Source organism: Mesorhizobium sp. LNHC209A00, assembly GCF_000502915.1.
In the GTDB taxonomy this organism is placed as follows: Bacteria; Pseudomonadota; Alphaproteobacteria; order Rhizobiales; family Rhizobiaceae; genus Mesorhizobium.
The window spans coordinates 168673-190363 of the sequence record NZ_AYWT01000010.1 but is presented as its reverse complement, the minus strand read 5'-3'; the positions used below and the strand labels follow the sequence as shown (position 1 = coordinate 190363).

Annotated in this window: 14 protein-coding genes and 1 pseudogene; 9 read left to right on the top strand and 6 right to left on the bottom strand. The window is 64.2% G+C overall.

Annotated elements, in window-relative coordinates:
- Positions 1–2 precede the first annotated feature (2 nt).
- Positions 3–737, bottom strand: a complete 735-nt coding sequence (locus tag X739_RS143965) for a 4Fe-4S dicluster domain-containing protein (RefSeq protein ID WP_023783452.1) — start codon at positions 735–737, stop codon at positions 3–5.
- A complete protein-coding gene (locus tag X739_RS143970) occupies positions 734–3664 on the bottom strand; it encodes a molybdopterin oxidoreductase family protein (protein ID WP_031252200.1) in 2931 nt (976 codons plus the stop codon). Before X739_RS143970 ends, X739_RS143965 begins: the two co-directional genes overlap by 4 nt.
- A gap of 278 nt (positions 3665–3942) precedes the next feature.
- On the opposite strand from X739_RS143970, the gene X739_RS143975 reads away from it, so the two are divergent.
- A complete protein-coding gene (locus X739_RS143975) occupies positions 3943–4845 on the top strand; it encodes a LysR family transcriptional regulator (protein ID WP_023783454.1) in 903 nt (300 codons plus the stop codon).
- Between the two features lie 2 nt (positions 4846–4847).
- Here the strand turns inward: X739_RS143975 and X739_RS143980 are convergent, their stop codons facing one another.
- The 4 genes and pseudogenes from X739_RS143980 to X739_RS1000000168370 all read right to left on the bottom strand — a co-directional run bounded on the left by X739_RS143980 (position 4848) and on the right by X739_RS1000000168370 (position 12310).
- Positions 4848–6104, bottom strand: a complete 1257-nt coding sequence (locus X739_RS143980) for an Hsp70 family protein (protein ID WP_023773007.1) — start codon at positions 6102–6104, stop codon at positions 4848–4850.
- Between the two features lie 170 nt (positions 6105–6274).
- Positions 6275–7063: a TIGR02186 family protein gene (locus X739_RS143985; protein WP_023773006.1), complete on the bottom strand. Its 789-nt coding sequence runs from the start codon at positions 7061–7063 to the stop codon at positions 6275–6277.
- A complete protein-coding gene (locus X739_RS143990) occupies positions 7063–7986 on the bottom strand; it encodes a sulfite exporter TauE/SafE family protein (RefSeq protein ID WP_023773005.1) in 924 nt (307 codons plus the stop codon). Before X739_RS143990 ends, X739_RS143985 begins: the two co-directional genes overlap by 1 nt.
- 192 nt (positions 7987–8178) lie before the next feature.
- A pseudogene (locus tag X739_RS1000000168370) lies at positions 8179–12310 on the bottom strand (peptidoglycan-binding protein).
- Between the two features lie 451 nt (positions 12311–12761).
- Here X739_RS1000000168370 and X739_RS143995 point away from each other — a divergent pair.
- The 8 genes from X739_RS143995 (at position 12762) to X739_RS144030 (ending at position 21689) form a co-directional block, all read left to right on the top strand.
- Entirely contained in the window at positions 12762–13223 is a 462-nt protein-coding gene (locus X739_RS143995) for a MerR family DNA-binding transcriptional regulator (protein ID WP_015319311.1), read from the top strand.
- A gap of 264 nt (positions 13224–13487) precedes the next feature.
- Positions 13488–15278, top strand: coding sequence for an acyl-CoA dehydrogenase (locus tag X739_RS144000; RefSeq protein WP_023773003.1), 1791 nt, complete (start codon positions 13488–13490; stop codon positions 15276–15278).
- Positions 15279–15324: 46 nt separating this feature from the next.
- Positions 15325–16497 carry an acyl-CoA dehydrogenase family protein gene (locus tag X739_RS144005; RefSeq protein WP_031248071.1) on the top strand — a complete coding sequence of 391 codons (1173 nt, stop codon included), beginning with the start codon at positions 15325–15327 and terminating at the stop codon, positions 16495–16497.
- Positions 16498–16529: 32 nt separating this feature from the next.
- A complete protein-coding gene (locus X739_RS144010; RefSeq protein ID WP_023773001.1) occupies positions 16530–17738 on the top strand; it encodes an acetyl-CoA C-acetyltransferase in 1209 nt (402 codons plus the stop codon).
- A gap of 13 nt (positions 17739–17751) precedes the next feature.
- Complete coding sequence (locus X739_RS144015) at positions 17752–19971, top strand: 3-hydroxyacyl-CoA dehydrogenase NAD-binding domain-containing protein (RefSeq protein ID WP_023773000.1); 2220 nt, start codon at positions 17752–17754, stop codon at positions 19969–19971.
- 9 nt (positions 19972–19980) lie between these two features.
- Positions 19981–20526, top strand: coding sequence for a thioesterase family protein (locus X739_RS144020; RefSeq protein ID WP_023772999.1), 546 nt, complete (start codon positions 19981–19983; stop codon positions 20524–20526).
- Between the two features lie 83 nt (positions 20527–20609).
- Positions 20610–20915 (top strand): hypothetical protein, encoded by a 306-nt coding sequence (locus X739_RS144025; RefSeq protein ID WP_023772998.1) that lies wholly within the window; start codon positions 20610–20612, stop codon positions 20913–20915.
- Between the two features lie 138 nt (positions 20916–21053).
- Complete coding sequence (locus tag X739_RS144030) at positions 21054–21689, top strand: helix-turn-helix transcriptional regulator (protein WP_023772997.1); 636 nt, start codon at positions 21054–21056, stop codon at positions 21687–21689.
- Positions 21690–21691 lie beyond the last annotated feature (2 nt).

The following is a 21691-nucleotide window of genomic DNA, read 5'->3' as shown; positions in this document are numbered from 1 at the left end:
GGCTAGTTCGAAAGCATGCGGTCGACCCAGCCAAGGAAACCGCCCTCGGCCCGCAGCGGCTCCAGCGCGGGAGCGGGCACCGATGCGGCACGCTGCGTGTGAGCGCGCGGCGGCAGGTATTTGTTGGTCGGGTGATAGCCGAGTTCCGGCATCAGGTCGACACCGCCGCGCTCCGCCACCAGTTGCGAAACGGGGGATTGGGGATCGCCGAGGTCGCCGAAATGCCGGGCGCTGGTCGGGCAGGCGGCGACGCAGGCCGGTACGCGATCCCCCTCGGCCAGATTGTCGTTATAGATGCGGTCGACGCAGAGCGTGCATTTCTTCATCACGCCGACATCGCCATCGAATTCGCGCGCGCCGTAAGGGCAGGCCCAGCTGCACAATTTGCAGCCGATGCACTTATCCTCGTCGATCAGCACGATGCCGTCGGAGGCGCGCTTGTAGGACGCGCCGGTCGGGCAGACGGTGACGCAGGCCGGCGTCTCGCAATGCAGGCAGGAGCGCGGGAAGTTGACCGTGCGCCCACCCATCTCGGTGATGTGCTCGTAACTGTGCACGCGGTTGAACCAGACCCCATCGACATGGCCCCCATAGGGATCGATGTCGGTCAGCGGCGCCATGTGGCCGCCTATGTTCCACTCCTTGCAGGCGGTGACGCAGGCCTGGCAGCCGACACAGGTGTCGAGGTCGATGACGAGGCCAAGCTTCTTGCCGCCCGGACTTGGAAGACAGGTCATTCGGCCGCCTCTCTTGCCTGCCGAAACTCGGCGCCGAAAGTGAGCTTGTCTGGCGAGGGTTCGAAATGCGGCGGCTGTTGAAAACGCTCGAATTGCGGTTCGGTGAAGCCGGCCTCCTCCGCCGCGCATTTGACGATGCGCACGCGCAGATCGAACCACGCCGCCTGTCCCGTGACCGGATCGGAATTCGAATAACGCTTGCCCTGCGCGTCGGCCAAGGTCTGGTCTCCGATGATGTGATTGAGCAGGAAGCCGCGATTGCTTTCGGCGGCATCGTCTTTCAGCCCCCAGCTGCCGCGTCGCTTGCCGATCGCGTTCCAGGTCCACACTGTGCTTTCGTTCACGCCGTCGACCAGCTTGATCTGCCCTTTCACTTTGCCGTTGATGCTTTCGATCCAGACCCAGTCGTCGTCGGCAAGGGCAAGGCCAGCCGCGGTCCGGTGATGCACGAACAGCCGGTTCTGGCTGGTGATCTGCCGCAACCACGCGTTTTGCGAACCCCAGGAATGGTACATGTGCATGGGCCGCTGCGTCAGCGCGTGCAGCGGGTATTTTTCCTGGTCGACGGACGCTTCCTCGAACGGCATGTACCAGAACGGCAGCGGGTCCATGTAGGTCTCGACGCGCTTGCGTTCGCTTGCGGGCGGCACCACCCGGCCATGACCACGCGCGGCCAGCCGAAAACGCTGCATCGGTTCGGAATAGAGCTGGAAGACGATCGGCTCGGCGTTGGGGATGAAGCCCAGTTGCACCGCGAAGTCGAGATAGGAGCGGTTGGCCATCTTGTAGTAGCGCTGGTCCTCAGTGAAATCGTGGTGCCAGAACCCGCCATTGTCGATGTAGCGTTGCAACTGGTTGGGGTTGACGTCGCCCTTGCCGATCGAGCTTTCGTCCTTGCCGCGCCAACCTGCGAGCGGGCCGATGCCGGGCGTGCGTTCATGATTGACGATGTAGTCGGCATAGTCGCGGTACTTCGGCGAGCCGTCGTCATCGACGAAGCCGGGCAGGCCAAGCCGCGCGCCGAGTTCGATCAGCACCGACTGGAAGGGCCTGACGTCGCGGTCGGGCTCGACGACCGGATGGCGAATGGCGTCGCCCGGCCCGTCGGCATGGCTGATCGGCCGGTCAAGCAGGCTGATGCAGTCATGACGCTCGAGATAGGTGGTGTCGGGCAGGACCAGGTCCGCGAACGGCACGGTCTCGGAGTAGTAGGCATCGGAATAGATGATGAAGGGGATCTTGTAGTTGCCCGCTTCATCATGGTCGGTGAGCATGGCCATGGTCTCGACGGTGTTCATCGAGGAATTCCAGGCCATGTTCGACATGTACATCATCAGCGTGTCGATCGGGTAGGGATCACCGGCCCAGGCGTTACGGATGACTGTGTGCATCAGCCCATGCGCCGCAAGCGGCGAATCCCACGAATAGGCCTTGTCGATGCGCAGCGGCGTACCCGCTTCGTCGACCAGCAGATCGTCGGGTCCACAGACGAAACCGAGCGGCATGCCGTCGAGCGGCGTCATCGGCCTGACATCCTTGCCGCAGGGCTTTGGGCCGGGCGGCGCCGACCGGGGGTAGGGCGGCTTGAAGCGGAAGCCGCCCGGCACGTCTACCGTGCCCAGCAGAACCTGCAGCAGGTGGATGGCGCGACAGGTGTGAAAGCCATTGGAATGGGCCGAGATGCCGCGCATGGCATGCATCGAAACGGGCCGTCCCTTGATCGTATCATGCCGGCGCCCGGCCCAGTCGGTCCATGCCACCGGCAGTTCGATCGCCTGCTCGAAGGCGACGTGGGCCAGTTCGGCGGCGATCCGGCGGATCGTTCCGGCGGCGATGCCGCAACGCTCCGCGACCGCATCGGGCGAATAGCTGACGTCCATGTAGCGGTCTGCGATCAGCTGGAACACGGGAAGGCACCTGCGCCCGTCGACCGTGAAGCTGCCGGTCAGTGCCGGCTTTGCATTTGAATCGGCTGCGTTGACGGAGGTCTTCGCCACTCTGTCCCATGCCAGCGGATTGCCGTCGCTGTCGCGCATGAACAGCCCGTCATCGGCCGCGCCCGGCTCCTGGACAACCAGGACATGTGCGTTGGTGTAGCGGAGCAGATAATCGAGATCGACGCGGCCGGCTTTCAAGAGTTCGTGGATCAGCGCGAACACGAACAGGCCGTCGGTGCCGGGCCGGATGCCGATCCAGTCGTCGGCGATCGCATTGTAGCCGGTCCGGCATGGATTGATCGACACCATCTTGGCGCCGCGCCCCTTGAGCTTGCCCAGTCCGATCTTGATCGGATTGGAATCATGGTCCTCGGCAACGCCGAACAGCATGAAGTATTTCGTGCTGTCCCAATCGGGCTCGCCGAACTCCCAGAACGAGCCGCCGATCGTGTAAAGGCCTCCCGCCGCCATGTTCACCGAACAGAAGCCGCCATGGGCGGCGAAGTTCGCCGTGCCGAACTGGCTCGCCCACCAGCCTGTAAGAGATTGTGATTGGTCACGGCCTGTGAAGAAAGCGAGTTTTTTAGGATCGGTCCGGCGGATGTTCGACAGCCGCTCGGTGGCGATCGAGAAGGCCTCCTCCCACTCGATCTCGCGGAACTCACCCGAGCCGCGCGGCCCGGTGCGCAGCAATGGCTTCTTCAGCCTGGCCGGGCTGTAGTGCTGCATGATGCCGGAACTGCCCTTGCCGCAGATTACGCCGCGATTGACCGGATGGTCCTTGTTGCCGTTGATGTAACGGACCGTGCCGTCCTTGATGTGCACATCGATGCCGCAGCGGCAGGCGCACATGTAGCAGGTCGTCTTGGCGATCCTGTCGGAAACATCAGGCGAGGTGTCGACACCGTCGCCTTCATCAGGCGCCCGCGTGTCGGCAAGCGGGCGTTGCGAGGGGGCTGAATTGGCGCCGCGCGGCGGTCCGTGCATCATAATCCCGTGGTGCTCGCGCGGCCAGCGGATTTGGCTCGCGTCTTCGGCCCGGGGCCGCGCATATAATGTTCTTCGGGATGGTAGCGGTCGCCGGCCAGCCGTCGCCTTATATTGCGGCTCCAATGCGCAAGCAGGGATCTGAACCGCCCGATCATGTTGCTCTTTGCGACCTGCAGGCTAATTTTTTCTAACTTCCACCGGAAAAGTAGAATAAAGCTATCGATCCGTCTAATCAGTTGTTCTTGTAAATTCGATCGATATTGGTTCTTAATGCAGGCATGACCCTGGAGCAGTTGCGCATTTTCGTCGCCGTCGCGGAGCGCGGCCATATGACCAAGGCGGCGGAGCTCCTGGGCATTTCCCAGTCGGCCGCGTCGGCGGCCATTCGCGCTTTGGAAGAGCAGCATGGCGTCCATTTGTTTAACCGCGTCGGCCGCAACATCGAGCTGGCTCAGACCGGTCATCGGTTCCTGCCGGAGGCCAAGGCCGTGCTGGAGCGGGCCGCCGCCGCGCGCAATGTCCTGGAACATGTTTCGCAAACGGTCGCCGGCAGCCTCTCCATCGCCGCCAGCCTGACCATCGCCAGCTACTGGCTGCCGCGCCGGCTGGCCTCTTTCCACGAGGCCTATCCGGCTGTCAGGCTTAGCGTCACCATCGGCAACACAAGGCAGGTCGAGGCCAGCGTGCTGGATGGAACCGCCGATCTCGGCCTGGTCGAAGGGCGCACCGAGTCCGACTTATTGCGCCGCGTCAAGGTCGATACCGACCGGCTGATGCTGGTCGTTGCCAGCTCCCATCCAGAGATCGCCGAAATGGCGCCGGGCCGCCCCGACATCACCGGCCTCCGCTGGATCATCCGTGAGGGCGGCTCCGGCACGCGTGAGGTGCTGGAGGATCTGGCGCGCCGCGAGGGGATTTCGCTTGCCGACCTCCGGATATTCCTGGTGCTGCCCAGCAACGAGGCGGTCCGCCAGGCTGTCGAGGCGGGTGCCGGCGCGACCATCATTTCGGAGCTGGTCGTCGGGCGCGCGGTCGCCGAGGGGAGCCTGAGAGCCGTGCCGATCGAATTGCCGAAGCGCGACTTCGCCATGATCACCCATCGCGACCGTCAGGCAAGCCTGGCCCAGATGGCGCTGAAGGCGCATCTGGCCGCGGAGGCGAACGGGTCCACGTTGGGCTAGGTTCAGCCGAACTTCCGCTGCGCATCGAGCGCCAGGCCGAGCCCGACCGATCCGAACATATCGCCTTCTATGACGGAAGCCCGCGGCACCAGCGACAGGATTTCCCGCCTTGCCAGCGGGATCGCCGTCGATCCGCCGGTCAGGAACACCGCGGTGATGTCGGAGGGCTTGACCCCGGCGTCGCGGATGGTCCGCGCCACCGTTTCGGTAACCCGCTCGATGTCCCGAGCGATCGTGGCCTCCAGTCCGTCGCGCGTGATCCCGGCGGCGAACGCCGCGCCCGGCAGCTTCACCGCCACTTCCGCCGATGACATGTCGGTCAGCTCTATCTTGGCTTTCTCGACCAGCGCCGCCAGCGCGTGCCCGTAGCGGTGCTCGACGATATGGATGAAGCGGTCGACCAGGTCGGCGCGCACGGCCTCGTAGCGGATCTGGCGCAGATGCGTCATCGCCTTGGCGGTATAGACCAAATTGATGCGCTGCCATGTGGCGAGATCGATGAAGTAGCTGGCCGGCAGATTGCGCTTGCCGTCCTTGGTCGGCGACAGGTACCCGAGCTGTGGCATGACATGGGCGATGCTCAGCAGCCGGTCGAAATCGGTGCCGCCGATATGGATGCCGCGGCTGGCCAGGATGTCGTCCTTGCGATCGGTCGATCGCGCGCGCCCCGGCGAGACCCGCACGATCGAGAAGTCGGACGTGCCGCCGCCCATGTCGATGATCAGCGCCAGTTCCTCGCGTGTCACTTTCTGCTCGTAATCGAGCGCCGCCGCGATCGGCTCGAACTGGAAAGCGATATGCTTGAAGCCTTGGGCACGGGCAGCCTTCTCGAGTTCGCCTTGCGCCTCAGCGTCGGCTTGCGCGTCGTCATCGACGAACTGCACCGGGCGGCCGAGCACCACGCTCTCCACGACGCCGTGGGCGTCCTCTTCCAGCCGCGTTCTCAGATGACCGATGAACAGGCCGATGATGTCGATGAAGCCGATCTGGCGTGCCTTGATCCGCGTCTTCTCGTGGGCGAGCGAACTGCCGAGCACGCTCTTCAATGAGCGCATCAGGCGGCCTTCGATGCTGTCGGTATAGTCGCCGATCGCGCGGCGGCCGAAATAAGTATGGCCGTCCTCGAAATTGAAGAACACGGCACTTGGCAAAGTGGGCTGCTCGCCCTCCAGCAGGACCAGCCGCGCCTTGCCGTTCCGGATGACGCCCACCGTGGAATTGGACGTGCCGAAGTCAATGCCGCCGAATGCCTGATGCATCGCAGCCTCCTGTCATTGTTTCGCGGCGGCAAATCAGCGGCGACGCGTCGCGCTGTCATCCGGATGGCCGGACCGCTCCTGGCGAATGGTATGTGCGTGTTTGCCCTTGGCTGGGAGGCGGCGGTTTATCGCATGGCGTTGAAAAGGGGAACCCCTCTTTTCCCGCGGCATCAATCCTTGCGGAACACCAGCCGGCCGAGCCAGCCCGTCACCATGGCCAGCGATACGGCGAACACGCCGTAGAGGAACGAGTAGTCGTGGGCGACGCGGAAGATCGATTGTTCGAAGCCCGATTTGCGGATTTCGACCTGTGCCGAACTCTCCTTGACGAACAGGCCGCTCTTGAACAGGAATGCGCGCGCTTTGTGCGTGCCGACCGAGACATCAGGCGCCAGCCTGACGGTAGCGCGAAACAGGTTCTGCGATAGGAATTGCACGCCGCCGACATTCTCGCTGTAGAGGCCGGCGGCGGCCTTGCGCTCGCGCAACGCGGCCGTGAATTCCTCGATCGTCGCCGGGCTGTCACCGGCTTCGGCGGGCTGCATATAGAGGTTGGAGGCGCCGAGCGACAGCTGCTTGTAGCTGTTGGGTTCGGTGATGTCCTGCAGCGGCCGCGTCGTCGCGACCGAATAGGACACCGGCACGTTCTCGAAGGTCTCGGAATCCAAATTGACCCAAACCCCCAGCACCCGGTCCTTGCGGCGTACGACCACCGGTCTTGGTGGCCCTTCGAGCACGACGATAACATCGTAACGGCCCTGGCGTGCGACCAGCGGGTCGGGATTTTCCAGCGAACCGAAGATGGTCAGGTCGGCGCCGGAAAAACCGGCGGTGATCGACACCGCGTCGGTGGAAAGGCCGATCTGGATGCCTTCGGTCGGCGGCGTCTGCGCCTTCGCCGGCGCGGCGGCGGTCAGGGACAGGAGAGCGACGGCTACGAGCGCCTTCAGGCCATTCATCAGTTGAGGCCCACGCCGGACAGCGAATAAAGGTTGGGCGGCGTGGCGAACAGATCGGTGGCAAGCCGGATCGCCACCGCCAGCACCAGCAGCGCCAGGAGCGCTCTCAATTGCTCGCCGCGCAGCCGCTGGCCGGCCTTGGCGCCATATTGCGCCCCGGCCACGCCGCCGGCCATCAACAGGAAGGCCAGCATCACATCGACGGTCTGGTTTGTGGTGGCGTGAACCAGCGTCGTATAGGCGGAGGTGAAGATGATCTGGAACAGCGAGGTGCCGATGACGACATTGGTCGGCACTTTCAAGAGATAGATCAGCGCCGGCACCATGATGAAGCCGCCGCCGACACCCATGATCGACGACAGGAAGCCGATGCCCGCGCCAAGCCCGAGCACCGGGATGACGCTGACGAACAGTTTCGACGCGCGGAAGCGCATCTTCAGCGGCAAGCGATGGATCCAGTTGTGCTGGCCGGATTTCTTCAGCACCGGCGCCGCGCCGCTGCGCGTGGCGCGAAGGGCGTTGATGCTCTCGACCAGCATCAGCCCGCCGACGGTGCCGAGCAGCACCACGTAGAGCAGCGAGATGAACAGGTCGAGCTGGCCGAGCCTGCGCAGGAAGCCGAACACATAGATGCCGCCGGTTGAGCCGACGACGCCGCCGGCCAGAAGCACGCTGCCGAGCTTGAAGTCGAGCGTCCCTCGCTTCATGTGCGACAACACGCCGGAGACGGAAGAAGCGATGACCTGGTTGGCGCCGGTGGCGACCGCGATCGCCGGCGGGATGTTGTAGAAGATCAAGAGCGGCGTGATCAGGAAGCCGCCGCCCACCCCGAACATGCCCGACAGGAAGCCCACCGCGGCGCCCATGGCCAGCAGCACGAAGACGTTGACGGAAATTTCCGCGATCGGGAGATAGATGCCCACCCGTCTGTCTCGATCAGTTTGCCTGTCGGCGAATAAAGCCGCTGCGGGCACTATCGCATCGAAAAGCCAATTTTCTCTTGCGCCGACGCGGCAGCGGGATCAAACCCCGCCACCGCGCCGAAACAAAAAACAACTCAATCAGTTAACAGGCAAATGTAAGGCAAGGGCGTCGTGGAAACGACGCTTCTGCCGTTATTTGCGCGCCAGCAATGCCTTGACCAGCTTCTCGTCGACCGTGCCCGTCGCCGGCAGCTTGTTGTCGGTCTGGAAAGCGATGATCGCGTTCTTGGTCTTCCCGCCCATCACCCCGTCGGCGCCGCCGGCGTCATATCCGTTCTTGTTGAGGATGAGCTGGATGTTCTTGACCGCCTTCTCCATGTCGATGCCGGCGGTCGTCTGCGGCGTGCCTTCCTGCCAGGATTCAGGAATGTCCACCGAATTGGCCGCCGCGTTGAGCGGCTTGGCCTTCCACAGTTCGGTCGCGGCGCGCGCCCGCTCGAGCTGCTCGGGCCGCAGCGCGTTGGCGATCTCGTCGCGCTTGGCCGCGGCATCCTTGTCGCCGGTCTTGGCGACGAGCGCGAACCATTTGTAGGATTCCTCCAGGTTCTGCTTCATGCCGACGCCCTTGGCGGCGAGGATGCCAAGATTGAACTGGCTGTCCTTGACGCCGAGGTCGGCGGCCGCCTGGAACCAGTGCGCGGCCGATTCATTGTCGGTTGCACCGTCGGCGGCCATGGCGAACAGCACCGCCAGATTGTGCATGGCGCTGGCGTTGCCCTGCGCGGCGGCGAGCTGGTACCAGGTCTTCGACTTCTTGATGTCGCGCGCGACGCCGATGCCCTTTTCGTAAAAATTGCCGATGCGGTATTCGGCCGGCGCGAAGCCGAGTTCCGCCGATTTCTCATACCATTTGGCGGCAGCCGGCATGTCTTCCTTGACGCCGCGCGACTCGGCGTAGCGTGAGCCGACCTCGAACAGCGCCTTGGCGTCGCCACCGGCAGCGGCGTCACGCAAGGCGGCCGGGCCGGCATCGGACGGAATGTCGAACTTGGTCGCGGCTGTCGCCGCCGGCTTGTCCATGGGCGCAACGGCGCCGGTCATGTCGTTGGTCGTCGCCGCGGTCGCCCCTGGCGCGGCAGGGGCCGCTTGGAGATCGGCATCCGTCGCCTGCGTAGTGCCGGCGGCCGGTGCCGGATCCGTCATGCCGGGGGCAGCGGTCATCGGAGCAATCGCCGCCTGTGCGGCCGAAGCCATCGCGTCGGGAGCGGCTGCGCTCGGGCCGGAAGCCATGCTCGATCCGACCGGCGAAGCGGGCTCGGCCGTGGGCGCTGTATCCGGCGTCGCGTTCGTATCAGACGGCATGGCCATGACGGTCCGCGCCGCCATATCGTCCTCGCTTGCCGGCGCGGATTGTTCGGCCTGCCTGGCCGGACGGGCCGGCGCGCTGTCCATCGCCGTCGGCTGAACTTCGACCTTCGGCTGGCTGGCGGTATCGAGAGATGCCGTCTGAACCGGCTGCGGGCCGACGATCGGGGATGCGTCGTTGCTTGCCACCTGGGCGGGATCCGAAAGGAACGCCTTGCCGAGCTGCAGGCCGGCAAGCGCCAGCATGATCGCTGCCGCTGCCATCAGGATCGGCTTGCGCCGCGCCTTGAGCAGGTCGCCTATCCTGAGCGCCTTGACCGGGCCTTTCATAGTCGACTGGCGCTTCAGGGCGGCGGCCTCGGCCGCGGCCGCCTGCGCAGCGCGCCGGGCGGCGGCGATGAAATCCGATTTCGCCGCGTCGCTGTCGCCGAGCTTTGCCGGTTGTCCGCGCTCGTCACGCACGCGCTTCATGATGGCATTGAGGTCAGGCGCGCCGGAGCCGGGCTCCAGCGGACGGTTGGCGACTTTCGGGTCGAGCGGCTCGTCGAGATCGACNAGGCGCGCCGGAGCCGGGCTCCAGCGGACGGTTGGAGACTTTCGGGTCGAGCGGCTCGTCGAGATCGACACTCGGGATGTCGGCGCTCGGCGCCGAGCCGGCCAGCGGCGGAACATCCGCCGCCTTCTTGCCCTTGAACGCCCGCGCCAGTCCGCCGAACATCGACTTGCGGCCTGCGGGCTGGTCATTTCCGGCGGTGGTGTCGGAGCCAAGTGCGGCCATCGCGGCGGCGGCGGCGGCTTCCGCCGGCGAACGCGTGCCCGTTCCAACGTGCAGTGCGGGCTCGCCGGGCTCGGTGCGGAATATGGCCGCGGCACGCGCGTCCAGATCGGCCATGTCGCCGGTCAGCGGCAGCGGCTCGTCCATGGTCATGGATGGTGCGTTCACGGCCATCTTGGGCCGCTGCACGCCACGCCAGCCGCTCGGTTCGATCGAGGCCGCGTCCAAGAGTTCGCTTACCGCTTCGGACGGGTCGCTGGTTTCCAGCGAGCCCAGCCTGTCGACGATCTTGAGCAATGTGTCGTGAATTGCCTCGAAGGTCCGCGAATTGCGCTCGTCGGAACGCCGCGTCAGCGTCTCCAGGGTCTTCAGATCCTGGGCGAGGCCGGATACCGCGGCCGTATTGGTGCTCGTTCCGGCCAGCGAGCGCACCGCGTTCTCGGCCGCCTCACGTGCCGCGCCCAGGATGGAATCGCGGGTCCCGGCCAGCGCTTTTTCGATTTCGTCGAGGCGCGGGCTGATGTCCTCGAAGTCCGGCAGCGGCGTGCTGGGCTTGGAAAGATGCGCCGACAGGCCGGCGACCTGCGCCTCCAGGCTGCGGATCAGCGCCGGATCGATGCCGGCTACCTGGGCCGCCGAAGCGTCCAGCCGGCTTGAAATATCCTCGAGCCGGCTTTCCAGGCCCCGGATCGCCGCCTCGCCGGCGGGATCGGGAGCGCGTGTCTCCATGCGCTTGGCCAGTGCGGTGAAGCGAGCGTCGATGGCGTCCATGATGCCGGCGCTGTCGACCTGCGGCATGCTGCGCTGGTCCAGCCGGTCGGCAACCTCGTCCAGCCGGCGCTCGAGATCGCGAAACAGCATGTTGCCCTGTTCGATGGCGTCGCCCTGGCGCCGCTCCATCATGCCCGATAGCACGTCGAAGCGCTGCTCCAGCCCATGGAAGATGTAGTCGGCGTCGGGCATGGCCGGCGCTTGATCAATCTTGTCGGCGATCAGCGCGATCTGCTTGGCGAGCCGTTCCATCGCCTGCTCGGGCAGGTTGGCGCGGCCGGCGAGGTCGTCGACCCGGCTCGACAGCGTGTTCAGCCGGTCGATCACGACATTTGCGGGACGGTCCTGCGCTACTTCCTCGATCTGCTGGGCGAGCGAGTCGATCCGCTTCTCGATGCGTTCGATGGCTTCGTGGTCGACTGAATTCGCCTGTGCGGCGACTGTGGAGGCGACGATGGCGCGGGAAATCTCGTCCAGCCGCTCGTCGATCATGGCCAGCGTGCCGCCGCCGCGATTTTCCTGCTGGCTGGCGAAATGGTCGACCGCCCCGGCCAGCGTGCGGACCTTCTCCTCCAGCGATCGCAGGGACAGCGATTCCGGCAGGTTGTTGACGGCGTTGCTGATCTGCTCCAGCCGGTCGGTCAAGGCGGCAAGGGCGGGGTCGTCGGAGCGTTTGCGCTGGTCGGCGTCGACGCGGTCCTCGAAGGCCGTCCAGCGGCGGTCGAACTCGTCCCAGCGGCGGTCGACCTTCTGCACGCTCTCCTCGCGCGCCAGCGTGTCGAGCGCGGCCTTGACCTGTTCGAGTTCCAGTCGCAGCAGGTTGACGCTCCTGTCGTCGCTCTTCTCCGACAGCGATTTGATGGCGCCGGAGAGCCGCTCGAATTCCACGCCGAGTTCGGCGCTGCCCTTGCCCGATGTCCCGGACTTGGCGTTCGACTGGAAGGCGCGGTCGATGTCCTTGCGCAGCGCGTCGAATTCGCGCTGCAACCCTGAAGTCACCTGGTGACGCAGTTCCTCGCGCATGCCGCGCAGTTCGCCGGCGATCTTGCCGACCATGGCGACGCTGTCTTCCTGGCCGCGCACGCGGTCGATGTCACGCGCGATCGCCTGATAATTCTGGTCGAAGGGTGCAGGCGAGGGCGTCGGGTTGTGTGCACGCGGTGCCGGCTGCGGATCCTCGTACCAGCGCTGCTGGGCCGTCGGCTGCGTGGCGGGATAGCGCGGGTCGGAGGCGGGGTAACGCGGTTCGGCGCCATATTGGCGAGGAGCGGGTCGTGCCGTCGCGTCCTCGCGCGTCTGCCCCAGGCGCTGTTCCAGCGTCTCCAGCGAGCGGTTCAGCTGCTCGAGCGTGGTCTGCGGCTTGCGCTGCCTGCCGGCATTGAGTGTATCGAGGTAGGACCGCTTGCTGTTCATCGGTGCGTCCGTCTTTCAGATTGGCCGGCTTGCGGCCAGCTCCCCAAGTCCCTGCCGGAACGAGGCGACCGCGCTTTCATGCCACGGTGGAAGACAAGCTTCCCGGGTTTCCCCGCGCTCCGAAAACCGTGAAAATTCGATACAGGATAACCACGGGTAGCCGACACGCGCACATTTCGCCCAACGTGGTAAACAACGCGTTAACCAAGCTTAAGAAGTTGCAAGGAAGTTGGCTGACGCGACTTCCGGTGCGGCATAAAGCACCGTTCTCAGAACGCCCTTGCGTCATGAGGCGGCTACCGGTATAGAATTGACGTAAACGTAAATGGCGCATCAACTGCGCTGTTTACGATTTGTTTGTAGAAACCACGGCCGGAAGCACGCCCCCGCTTCCAGTCAGGCGACGCATGGTCCGGGACCGCGACGCCACCAGACGGGGAAGCCAGTGACCATGAAGCTTATCTCGGCCGGCGAGACCGCGGCCAATACCAATAATGCAACCGTTGAAGCCGGCGAGGATCTCTCCCGCATCGGCGAGATGGCCAAGAAGTACGGCGTGACGCTGCGCACGTTGCGTTTCTATGAAGACAAGGGCCTGCTCAATCCCCAGCGCGACGGTTCGACCCGTCTCTATACGCGCCGCGACAAGGCCAGGCTGAAGCTGATCCTGCTCGGCCGCAAGGTTGGGTTCTCGTTGCGCGACGTCAAGCAGATGATGGACCTCTATGATCCGACCGGTTCCAACACCAAGCAGTTGCGGCTGGCGCTGGACAAGTCGGAAAAGCAGCTCGCTCGCCTGCAGAAGCAGCGGGCGCTGATCGACGACGCCATCAATGAGCTCGGCGGCTCGATGTCGGCGGTGCGTCAGATGCTGGCCGAGCGTTCGGCGCCGCAAGCGAGCGTCGCGAGCTAAGCCGCCCTCCGATACTGTCGGACCCTTCACCATAAAGCCGCGTGGCCATGCCGCGCGGCTTTCGCTGTCTGGCCTGCCTGCTTCGCGCTGGCTTGCGCATTGCAGTTGCGCCAAGCTCACTACGCTCGTGGCGACAGAAATCTCGCCGCGCCGGAAACATTGACGTTTACGCAAACGTCAATATTTGCTATTGCGGCTTCGACATTGGCCCGCTTGCCGCGCCCGGCTTGATTTCGGGGTCAATCCGCATGGTGGAGGAAAAGCATGCCGATCTACAGGGCCCCGGTCCAGGACACGCTGTTCGTGCTCAACGAGGTGCTCGGTTATCAGCGCTATTCGAACCTTCCCGGATTCGCCGACGCGACGCCTGACGTGCTCGAGGCAATTCTCGCCGAAGGGGCCAAGCTCGCCGAGAATGTCATGCATCCGCTGAACCGTGTCGGCGACATGGAGGGCTGCGTGCGCCACGACGACGGCTCGGTGACCACGCCCAGGGGCTTCAAGGAAGCCTTCGACCAGTATCGCGAAGGCGGCTGGATGGGCCTGGCGGCCCCCGTCGAGTTCGGCGGCCAGGGCCTGCCCTATGCCGTGCACACGGCGGTGGCTGAATACATGGTGTCGGCCAACATGTCGCTGATGATGTATCCGGGCCTGACGCAGGGCGCGATCGCCGCCATCATCACCCACGGCACCGACGAGCAGAAGGCGACCTGGCTGCCCAGGATGGTCGAGGGCAGCTGGACCGGCACCATGAACCTGACCGAGCCGCATTGCGGCACCGATCTTGGCCTGCTGCGCACCAAGGCGGTGCCGAACGGCGACGGCACCTACAGGATTTCAGGCCAGAAAATCTTCATCTCGGCCGGTGAGCACGACATGTCGGACAACATTGTCCATCTGGTGCTGGCCCGCATCGAAGGCGCGCCGGAGGGCGTCAAGGGCATTTCGCTGTTCATCGTGCCCAAGCTGAAGCTCGACGCTTCGGGCAATCCGGGGACGAGAAACACCGTCTCCTGCGGCTCGATCGAGGAGAAGATGGGCATCCACGGCAACTCGACCTGTGTCATGAATTATGATGAGGCCGAAGGCACGCTGCTGGGGGAGGCCAATGGCGGCCTCAAGGCGATGTTCACGATGATGAACGAGGCCCGCCTCGGCGTCGGCCTTCAGGGCCTCTCGCTGTCGGAGATCGCCTACCAGAATGCCGCCGCCTATGCCAAGGACCGGTTGCAGGGTCGCTCGCTGTCAGGCCCGAAGGCGCCGGACAAGAAGGCCGACCCGATCATCGTTCATCCCGACATTCGCCGCTCGCTGATGACCATGAAGGCGTTCAACGAGGCCGGCCGCGCGCTGGCGCTGTGGACGGCGATCAAGTCCGATATCGCGCACCGCTCCGCCGACGACAAGGACCGCCAGGCGGCCGACGACTACACCGGCCTGATGACGCCGGTGGTCAAGGGCGTGCTGACCGACAAGGGCTTCGACCACGCCGTCATGGCGCAGCAGGTGTTCGGCGGTCACGGCTATATCGAAGAGCACGGCATGAGCCAGTTCGTGCGCGATGCCCGCATCGCCATGATCTATGAAGGCGCCAACGGCATTCAGGCGCTCGACCTCGTCGGCCGCAAGCTCGGTCTGAACGGCGGCCGCGCCATCCAGGCCTTCTTCAAGGAGGTCGGCGAATTCTGCGAGGAAAACCGCGCGGACGAAAAGATGGCGCCCTTCACCAAGGGTCTGAAGAAGGGCCTCAACGATTTACAGGCGGCGACCATGTGGCTGCTGCAGAATGGCATGGCCAGGCCCGATAATGCCGGTGCGGCCTCGACCGACTACATGCATCTCTTCGGCCTCGTCGCGCTGGGCTACATGTGGGCGCGGATGGCCAAGGCGGCACAGGGCAGGACGGATGCCAACGGCTCCCAATCTTTCTACGATAACAAGGTGGTGACGGCGCGCTTCTTCATGGAGCGGATCATGCCGGAGACCTCGGCGCACCTCGCCCGTATTTCGAGTGGTGCCGATGCGCTGATGGCCCTGCCGGCGGAAGCGTTCTAAACTCCGTCTCGCTAGCCTTTCTGTCTGTCGATACGCGGAGGAAATCGTGGCGACAAATCCCGCCGAAGTGCTCTCTTTGCCGAAACCAGCCTGGGCGGCCGACGAGGTCGGCATGCTCTACGACATGGCGACCCGCTTCATGTCGGAGGAGATAGCGCCGCGCTACGACGAGTTCGAGAAGAACGAGATGGTCGACCGCGAAAGCTGGCTCAAGGCTGGTTCCGCCGGCCTGCTCTGCGCGTCCATGCCGGAGGAATATGGCGGCTCCGGCGGCACCTTCGCGCATGAGAGCGCCATCATCGAGGCGATCGGTCATGTCGGCGTCGACGGTTTCGGCATCGGCCTGCACAATTCGATCGTCGCCCCCTACATCCTCCATTACGGTTCGGAAGAGCAGAAGAAGAAATGGTTGCCCAGGCTCGCCACCGGCGAACTGATAGGCGCCATTGCCATGACCGAGCCCGGCGCCGGTTCCGACCTGCAGGGTGTCAAGACCCGTGCCGAGAAGGATGGCAACCAGTACAAGATCAACGGCTCCAAGACCTTCATCACCAACGGCCAGCTGGCGAACTTCATCATCGTCGTCACCAAGACCGATCCGGAGAAGGGCGCCAAGGGCACCTCGCTGATGGTCATCGAGACCGAGGAGGTCGAGGGGTTCGAACGCGGCCGAAACCTCGACAAGATCGGGCTGAAGGCCAACGACACGTCGGAGTTGTTCTTCAACGACGTCCGTGTGCCGACCTCCAACCTGCTCGGCCATGAAGAGGGACAGGGGTTCGTCCAGTTGATGCAGCAATTGCCGCAGGAGCGTCTGCAGATCGGCACCGGGGCGATCGCCATGATCGAACGGGCGCTGGCGCTGACCATCGACTACGTCAAGGAGCGCAAGGCCTTCGGCAAGGCGATCATCGATTTCCAGAACACACAGTTCAAACTGGCCGAGTTGAAGACCGAGGCCACCGTCGGCCGCGTCTTCTACAATGACTGCGTCACTCGCCACATCAATGGCGGCCTCGATCCGGTGACCGCCTCGATGGCCAAGTACTGGCTCTCCGACCTCCAGGGCAAAGTCGTCGACGAATGCCTTCAATTGCACGGCGGCTATGGCTACATGAATGAATATCCGATCGCCCGCATGTTCCGCGACGCCCGCGTCCAGCGCATCTATGGCGGCACCAACGAGATCATGAAATTGCTGATCGGACGCTCGCTCTGAGCAGCTTTTCAGCGAACCCAGGGAGCATGAAAATGACCGAAGCTTATGTCTATGACGCCGTGCGTACGCCGCGCGGCAAGGGCAAGAAGGACGGATCGCTGCACGAAGTGCCGGCGGTGCGGCTCGCCGCCAGGACGCTCGAGGCCCTGCGCGACCGCAACGGGCTGGACACTGCAAACGTCGACGACATCATCTTCGGCTGCGTCGACCCGGTCGGCGAGGCGGGTTCCGTCATACCGCGCGCCGCAGCCTTCGAGGCCGGCTACGACACCAAGGCACCTGGCATGCAGATCTCGCGCTTCTGCGCCTCCGGCTTGGACGCCATCAATTTCGGCGCCGCCAAGATCGCGCAAGGCGCCGATGAAATCGTCATTGCCGGCGGCGTCGAATCCATGTCGCGCGTCGGCATGGGCATGTCCGGCGGCGCCTGGTTCATGGATCCTTCGGTAGGCCTGCCCGGCTGGTTCGTGCCGCAAGGCATTTCGGCCGACCTGATCGCCACCAAATACGGCTTCTCGCGCGACGACGTCGACGCTTACGCGGTCGAGAGCCAGAAGCGCGCCGCGAAATCCTGGGCCGATGGCCGCTTCAAGAACTCGGTCATCCCGATCAAGGACCAGAATGGTCTCACCATTCTCGACCATGACGAGCATATGCGGCCATCGACCGACATGCAGTCGCTTGCCTCGCTCAACCCGTCCTTCGTCATGCCCGGTGAAATGGGCGGCTTCGACGCGGTGGCGGTGCAGAAGCATCCGGAGGTCGAGGAGGTCAACCACGTCCACCACGCCGGCAACTCGTCCGGCATCGTCGATGGCGCGGCGGCCGTGCTGCTCGGCTCGAAGAAGGCCGGCAAGGCGATGGGTCTCAAGCCGCGCGCGCGCATCCGCACCTTCGCCAACATCGGCTCCGAGCCGGTGCTGATGCTGACCGGCCCGGTCGACGTCACCGAGAAACTGTTGAAGCGCGCAAAGATGAAGCTGTCGGACATCGACCTGTTCGAGCTCAACGAGGCCTTCGCCTCGGTGGTGCTGCGCTACATGCAGGCCTTCGAGATCCCGCACGACAAAATCAATGTCAATGGCGGTGCCATCGCCATGGGCCATCCACTCGGCGCCACCGGCGCGATGATCCTTGGCACGGTGCTGGACGAACTCGAGCGTCGTGACTTGACCACCGCGCTGGTCACCCTGTGCATCGGCGCCGGCATGGGTACCGCAACCATCATCGAACGCGTCTGACGGGGAGAGAACGATGAGCTACACCAATTTCACCCTCGACATCGACGCCGATGGCATCGCGTTGGTCACCTGGAACAGCCCGGACCGCTCGATGAACGTCTTCACCGAAGAGGTGATGCGCGAGTTGAATGCCATCGTCGACAACGTGGCCGGCGACGCCGCCATCAAGGGCGCGGTGATCACCTCCGGCAAGGACACCTTCTCCGGCGGCGCCGACATCACCCTCTTGCAGAAGATGCTGACCACCTTCGCCACGGACAAGGCCAAGGATGTCGAAAAAGCGACCAAGGCGCTGTTCGACAACGCCGGCATCATGACCGGCCTGTTCCGCAAGCTGGAGACCTGCGGCAAGCCATGGGTCTCGGCGATCAACGGCACCTGCATGGGCGGCGCCTTCGAAATGTCGCTCGCCTGCCATGGCCGCGTCGCGGCCGACTCCGACAAGGTCAGGATGGCACTGCCCGAGGTGAAGATCGGCATCTTCCCCGGTGCCGGTGGCACCCAGCGTGTGCCGAGGCTGACCGACCAGCAGCAGGCATTGCAAATGCTGACCTCCGGCCAGACCCTGTCGCCGCAGAAGGCGAAGGCGATGGGCCTGATCCATGAGATCGCCGAACCCGCCAAGCTGGTCGAGACCGGCAAGGCAATGATCAGGAACGGCCTCAAGCCGGTGGCGCCGTGGGACGAGAAAGGTTTCAAGCTGCCCGGCGGCCCAATCTATTCGGCGGCGGGCGCCAATCTGTGGCCGCCGGCCATCGCCATCCTGCGCCGCGAGACCCATGGCAATTACCCCGCCGCCGCGGCGATCCTGAAATGCGTCTATGAGGGCCTTCTGGTGCCCTTCGACACGGCGCTCAGGATCGAGCAGCGCTATTTCACCGAGATCATGCAGACCAAGGAAGCGGCGGCGATGATCCGCTCGCTGTTCGTGTCGCTGCAGGAACTGAACAAGGGCGCACGCCGCCCGGCCGGCGTGCCGGACACCAAGTTCAAGAAGATCGGCATCCTTGGCGCTGGCTTCATGGGCGCGGGCATCGCCTATGTCACCGCCAAGGCCGGCATTCCGGTGGTGCTGCTCGACCGGGACATGGAGGCGGCCGCAAAGGGCAAGGCGCATTCCGATGGCCTGATCTCGGATCAGGTCAAGAAGGGTCGTGCCAAGCCCGAGGACAAGGACAAGCTCTTGTCTCTGATCACGCCGACGGCAGACTATGCCGACCTCGCCGGCTGTGATCTCGTTGTGGAAGCCGTGTTCGAGGATTCCGCCGTCAAGAAGGCCGCTACCGAACAGGCGGAAGCCGTGTTGAAATCGTCGGCGATCTTCGCCTCGAACACCTCGACCATTCCGATCACCGGCCTCGCCAGGAATTCGGCGCGGCCGAAGAATTTCATCGGTATCCACTTCTTCTCGCCGGTCGACAAGATGATGCTGGTCGAGATCATCCTTGGCAAGAAAACCGGCGACAAGGCCCTTGCCACCGCGATCGACTTCGTGCGGGCCATCAAGAAGACCCCGATCGTCGTCAACGACACGCGCGGCTTCTACGTCAATCGCTGCGTGCTGCGCTACATGTCGGAAGCCTACAAGATGCTGATCGAAGGCGTGCCCGCGCCGATGATCGAGAATGCGGCCAAGGCCGCCGGCATGCCGGTCGGTCCCTTGGCGCTGACCGATGAGACGGCCATCGACCTTGCCCAGAAGATCATGAAGCAGACCATCAGGGATCTCGGCGAAAAGGCCGTCGACCCCAGGCAGATGGCGCTGATCAACACCATGGTCGACGATCATGGCCGTTTCGGCCGCAAGAATGGCAAGGGTTTTTACGACTACCCGGCCAAGCCGGCCAAGAAGAAGCTGTGGCCCGGCCTCAAGGACCTTTATCCGCAGCTCGCGGCCGAGAAGGTCGACTATGAGGAGCTGCAGCAGCGCCTGCTGGTCACCATCGCGCTCGAAGCGGCGCGCGTGATGGAAGAGGGCATCGTCACCGATCCACGCGAGGCCGATGTCGGCTCGATCCTGGCCTTCGGCTTCGCGCCCTACACCGGCGGCGCGCTGTCCTATATCGACGGCATCGGCGCCAAACAATTCGTCAAGATCGCCAGGGCGCTGCAGAAGAAGTATGGCGCCGAGTTCAAGGCGCCCAAGCTGCTCCTCGACATGGCCGAGAAAGGTGAGACCTTCTACGAACGCTTCGATCCCTATGCCAAGGGCGATGTGAAGCAGGCAGCCTGACAGAGCGTCATGTATGTCTGGGCGCGCATGACGCGCATGCTGGCCACGGCGCGAGGCCGTGGCCCTTACATGATGGGCGGTGAAGGTCGGCTGGCCTTTCGCTGCCTGCCGACCGACATCGACTTCAACGCCCATCTCAACAATGCGCGCTACATGATGCTGGCCGACCTTGGCCGCGTCGACCTGTTTGTCCGCGCCGGCCTCATCACGCTGGCGAGGAATAATGGCTGGGCGCCGATGATGGGCGGGCTGCAGGCCGTCTACGCCCGCGAGATCCGGCTGTGGCGCCGCTTCGAAGTGGTGTCCTCGATCGAGACATGGGAAGGCACCCAGGTCATCGGCAAGCACCGCTTCGTCCTCGACAATGGCGAGACCGCCGCCCTGGTCATGACCACGGCCGGTGTCTACGACCGCAAGGCGCGCCGCTTCCTCGACATTGACGCGGTTGTCGCCGCACTTGGCCGTGCGGTGAACCCGCGGCCACCGACCGAGGCGGAACGCATTTTCATGACGTCGCACCAGGGACTGCGCGGCCTGGCCAAATCGTCCGGCTGATCAACCCGATCGACTTTCCCAAACCAAGCGCGGGCTGGTACATTAGGTATCGCTAACATGATGTTGGCGGAGGAGTAATCATCATGCGTATGATGCTGAGAGTTTCCATCCCGGCCGAGGAAGGCAACAAGGCGATCAAGGACGGCAGCATGGGCAAGGTCATCGAGCAAACCTTGTCCGATCTCAAGCCGGAGGCCACCTATTTTACAGCTGAGGGTGGTTGGCGGACGGCCTACCTTTTCCTGGAGGTAAAGGACAGTTCGGACATGCCCTATGTCGCCGAGCGGTTCTTCTTCGCTTTCAATGCCACCGTCGAGCTGATCCCTGTGATGAACGTCGACGAGCTCAAGAAAGGCCTCCCGAGGGCGATGGCGGCATTAGCCGGATAGCGGCTTCGGCCATGACACTGTGCCGTCGTTGCGGCACACCGTTTTGTTCGTGATCCATCGGCCGCGCTGGTGGACAACGCAGCGGTTGCGCGTTAGACAGGAAGAGGCATTTTTTCCTGTTTCGAAGGAGAGCACGTCATGCTCTCGCACGACCGAGTCTGGGCTGCCATCGATGCTCTTGCCGAGCGCTATTCGCTTTCGGCTTCGGGTCTGGCAAGGCGCGCGGGACTTGATTCAACCGCCTTCAACAAATCGAAACGCCTCTCGTCCGACGGCCGGCCGCGCTGGCCTTCGACCGAATCGCTGGCCAAGATCATCGAGGCGACGGGCGCTTCGCTGGACGAATTCACCGGGCTGATCGAAGGCCGTGGCGCATCGCCCGCCAGCCGGCGCGCGGTGCCGCTGCTAGGCTTTGCCCAGGCCGGCGCTGGCGGCTTCTTCGACGATGCCGGCTTTCCGGCGGGGCAGGGCTGGGATCTCGTCGAATTGCCCGCGCAATCGACCGAAAGTTCCTATGCGCTGCAGGTCCAGGGCGATTCCATGCTGCCGCTCTACCGCAACGGCGACGTCCTCATCGTCGAGCCGGGTGCGGCCACCCGCAAGGGTGATCGCGTCGTCGTCAAGACCACATCGGGCGAGGTGATGGCCAAGGTGCTCGAGCGCCAGACAGTCAAGTCGATCGCGCTGGTCTCGCTCAATCCGGAGCATCCGGACCGCGACATCCCCATGCGCGAGGTCGAGTGGGTGGCGCGGATCGTCTGGGCAAGCCAATAGGT

Bases quoted from the DNA above. Each gene is read 5' to 3' on its own strand.
- X739_RS143965 (WP_023783452.1), bottom strand. From the start codon at position 737: ATGACCTGTCTTCCAAGTCCGGGCGGCAAGAAGCTTGGCCTCGTCATC.
- X739_RS143970 (WP_031252200.1), bottom strand. From the start codon at position 3,664: ATGATGCACGGACCGCCGCGCGGCGCCAATTCAGCCCCCTCGCAACGC.
- X739_RS143975 (WP_023783454.1), top strand. From the start codon at position 3,943: ATGACCCTGGAGCAGTTGCGCATTTTCGTCGCCGTCGCGGAGCGCGGC.
- X739_RS143980 (WP_023773007.1), bottom strand. From the start codon at position 6,104: ATGCATCAGGCATTCGGCGGCATTGACTTCGGCACGTCCAATTCCACG.
- X739_RS143985 (WP_023773006.1), bottom strand. From the start codon at position 7,063: ATGAATGGCCTGAAGGCGCTCGTAGCCGTCGCTCTCCTGTCCCTGACC.
- X739_RS143995 (WP_015319311.1), top strand. From the start codon at position 12,762: ATGAAGCTTATCTCGGCCGGCGAGACCGCGGCCAATACCAATAATGCA.
- X739_RS144000 (WP_023773003.1), top strand. From the start codon at position 13,488: ATGCCGATCTACAGGGCCCCGGTCCAGGACACGCTGTTCGTGCTCAAC.
- X739_RS144010 (WP_023773001.1), top strand. From the start codon at position 16,530: ATGACCGAAGCTTATGTCTATGACGCCGTGCGTACGCCGCGCGGCAAG.
- X739_RS144015 (WP_023773000.1), top strand. From the start codon at position 17,752: ATGAGCTACACCAATTTCACCCTCGACATCGACGCCGATGGCATCGCG.
- X739_RS144020 (WP_023772999.1), top strand. From the start codon at position 19,981: ATGTATGTCTGGGCGCGCATGACGCGCATGCTGGCCACGGCGCGAGGC.
- X739_RS144025 (WP_023772998.1), top strand. From the start codon at position 20,610: ATGCGTATGATGCTGAGAGTTTCCATCCCGGCCGAGGAAGGCAACAAG.
- X739_RS144030 (WP_023772997.1), top strand. From the start codon at position 21,054: ATGCTCTCGCACGACCGAGTCTGGGCTGCCATCGATGCTCTTGCCGAG.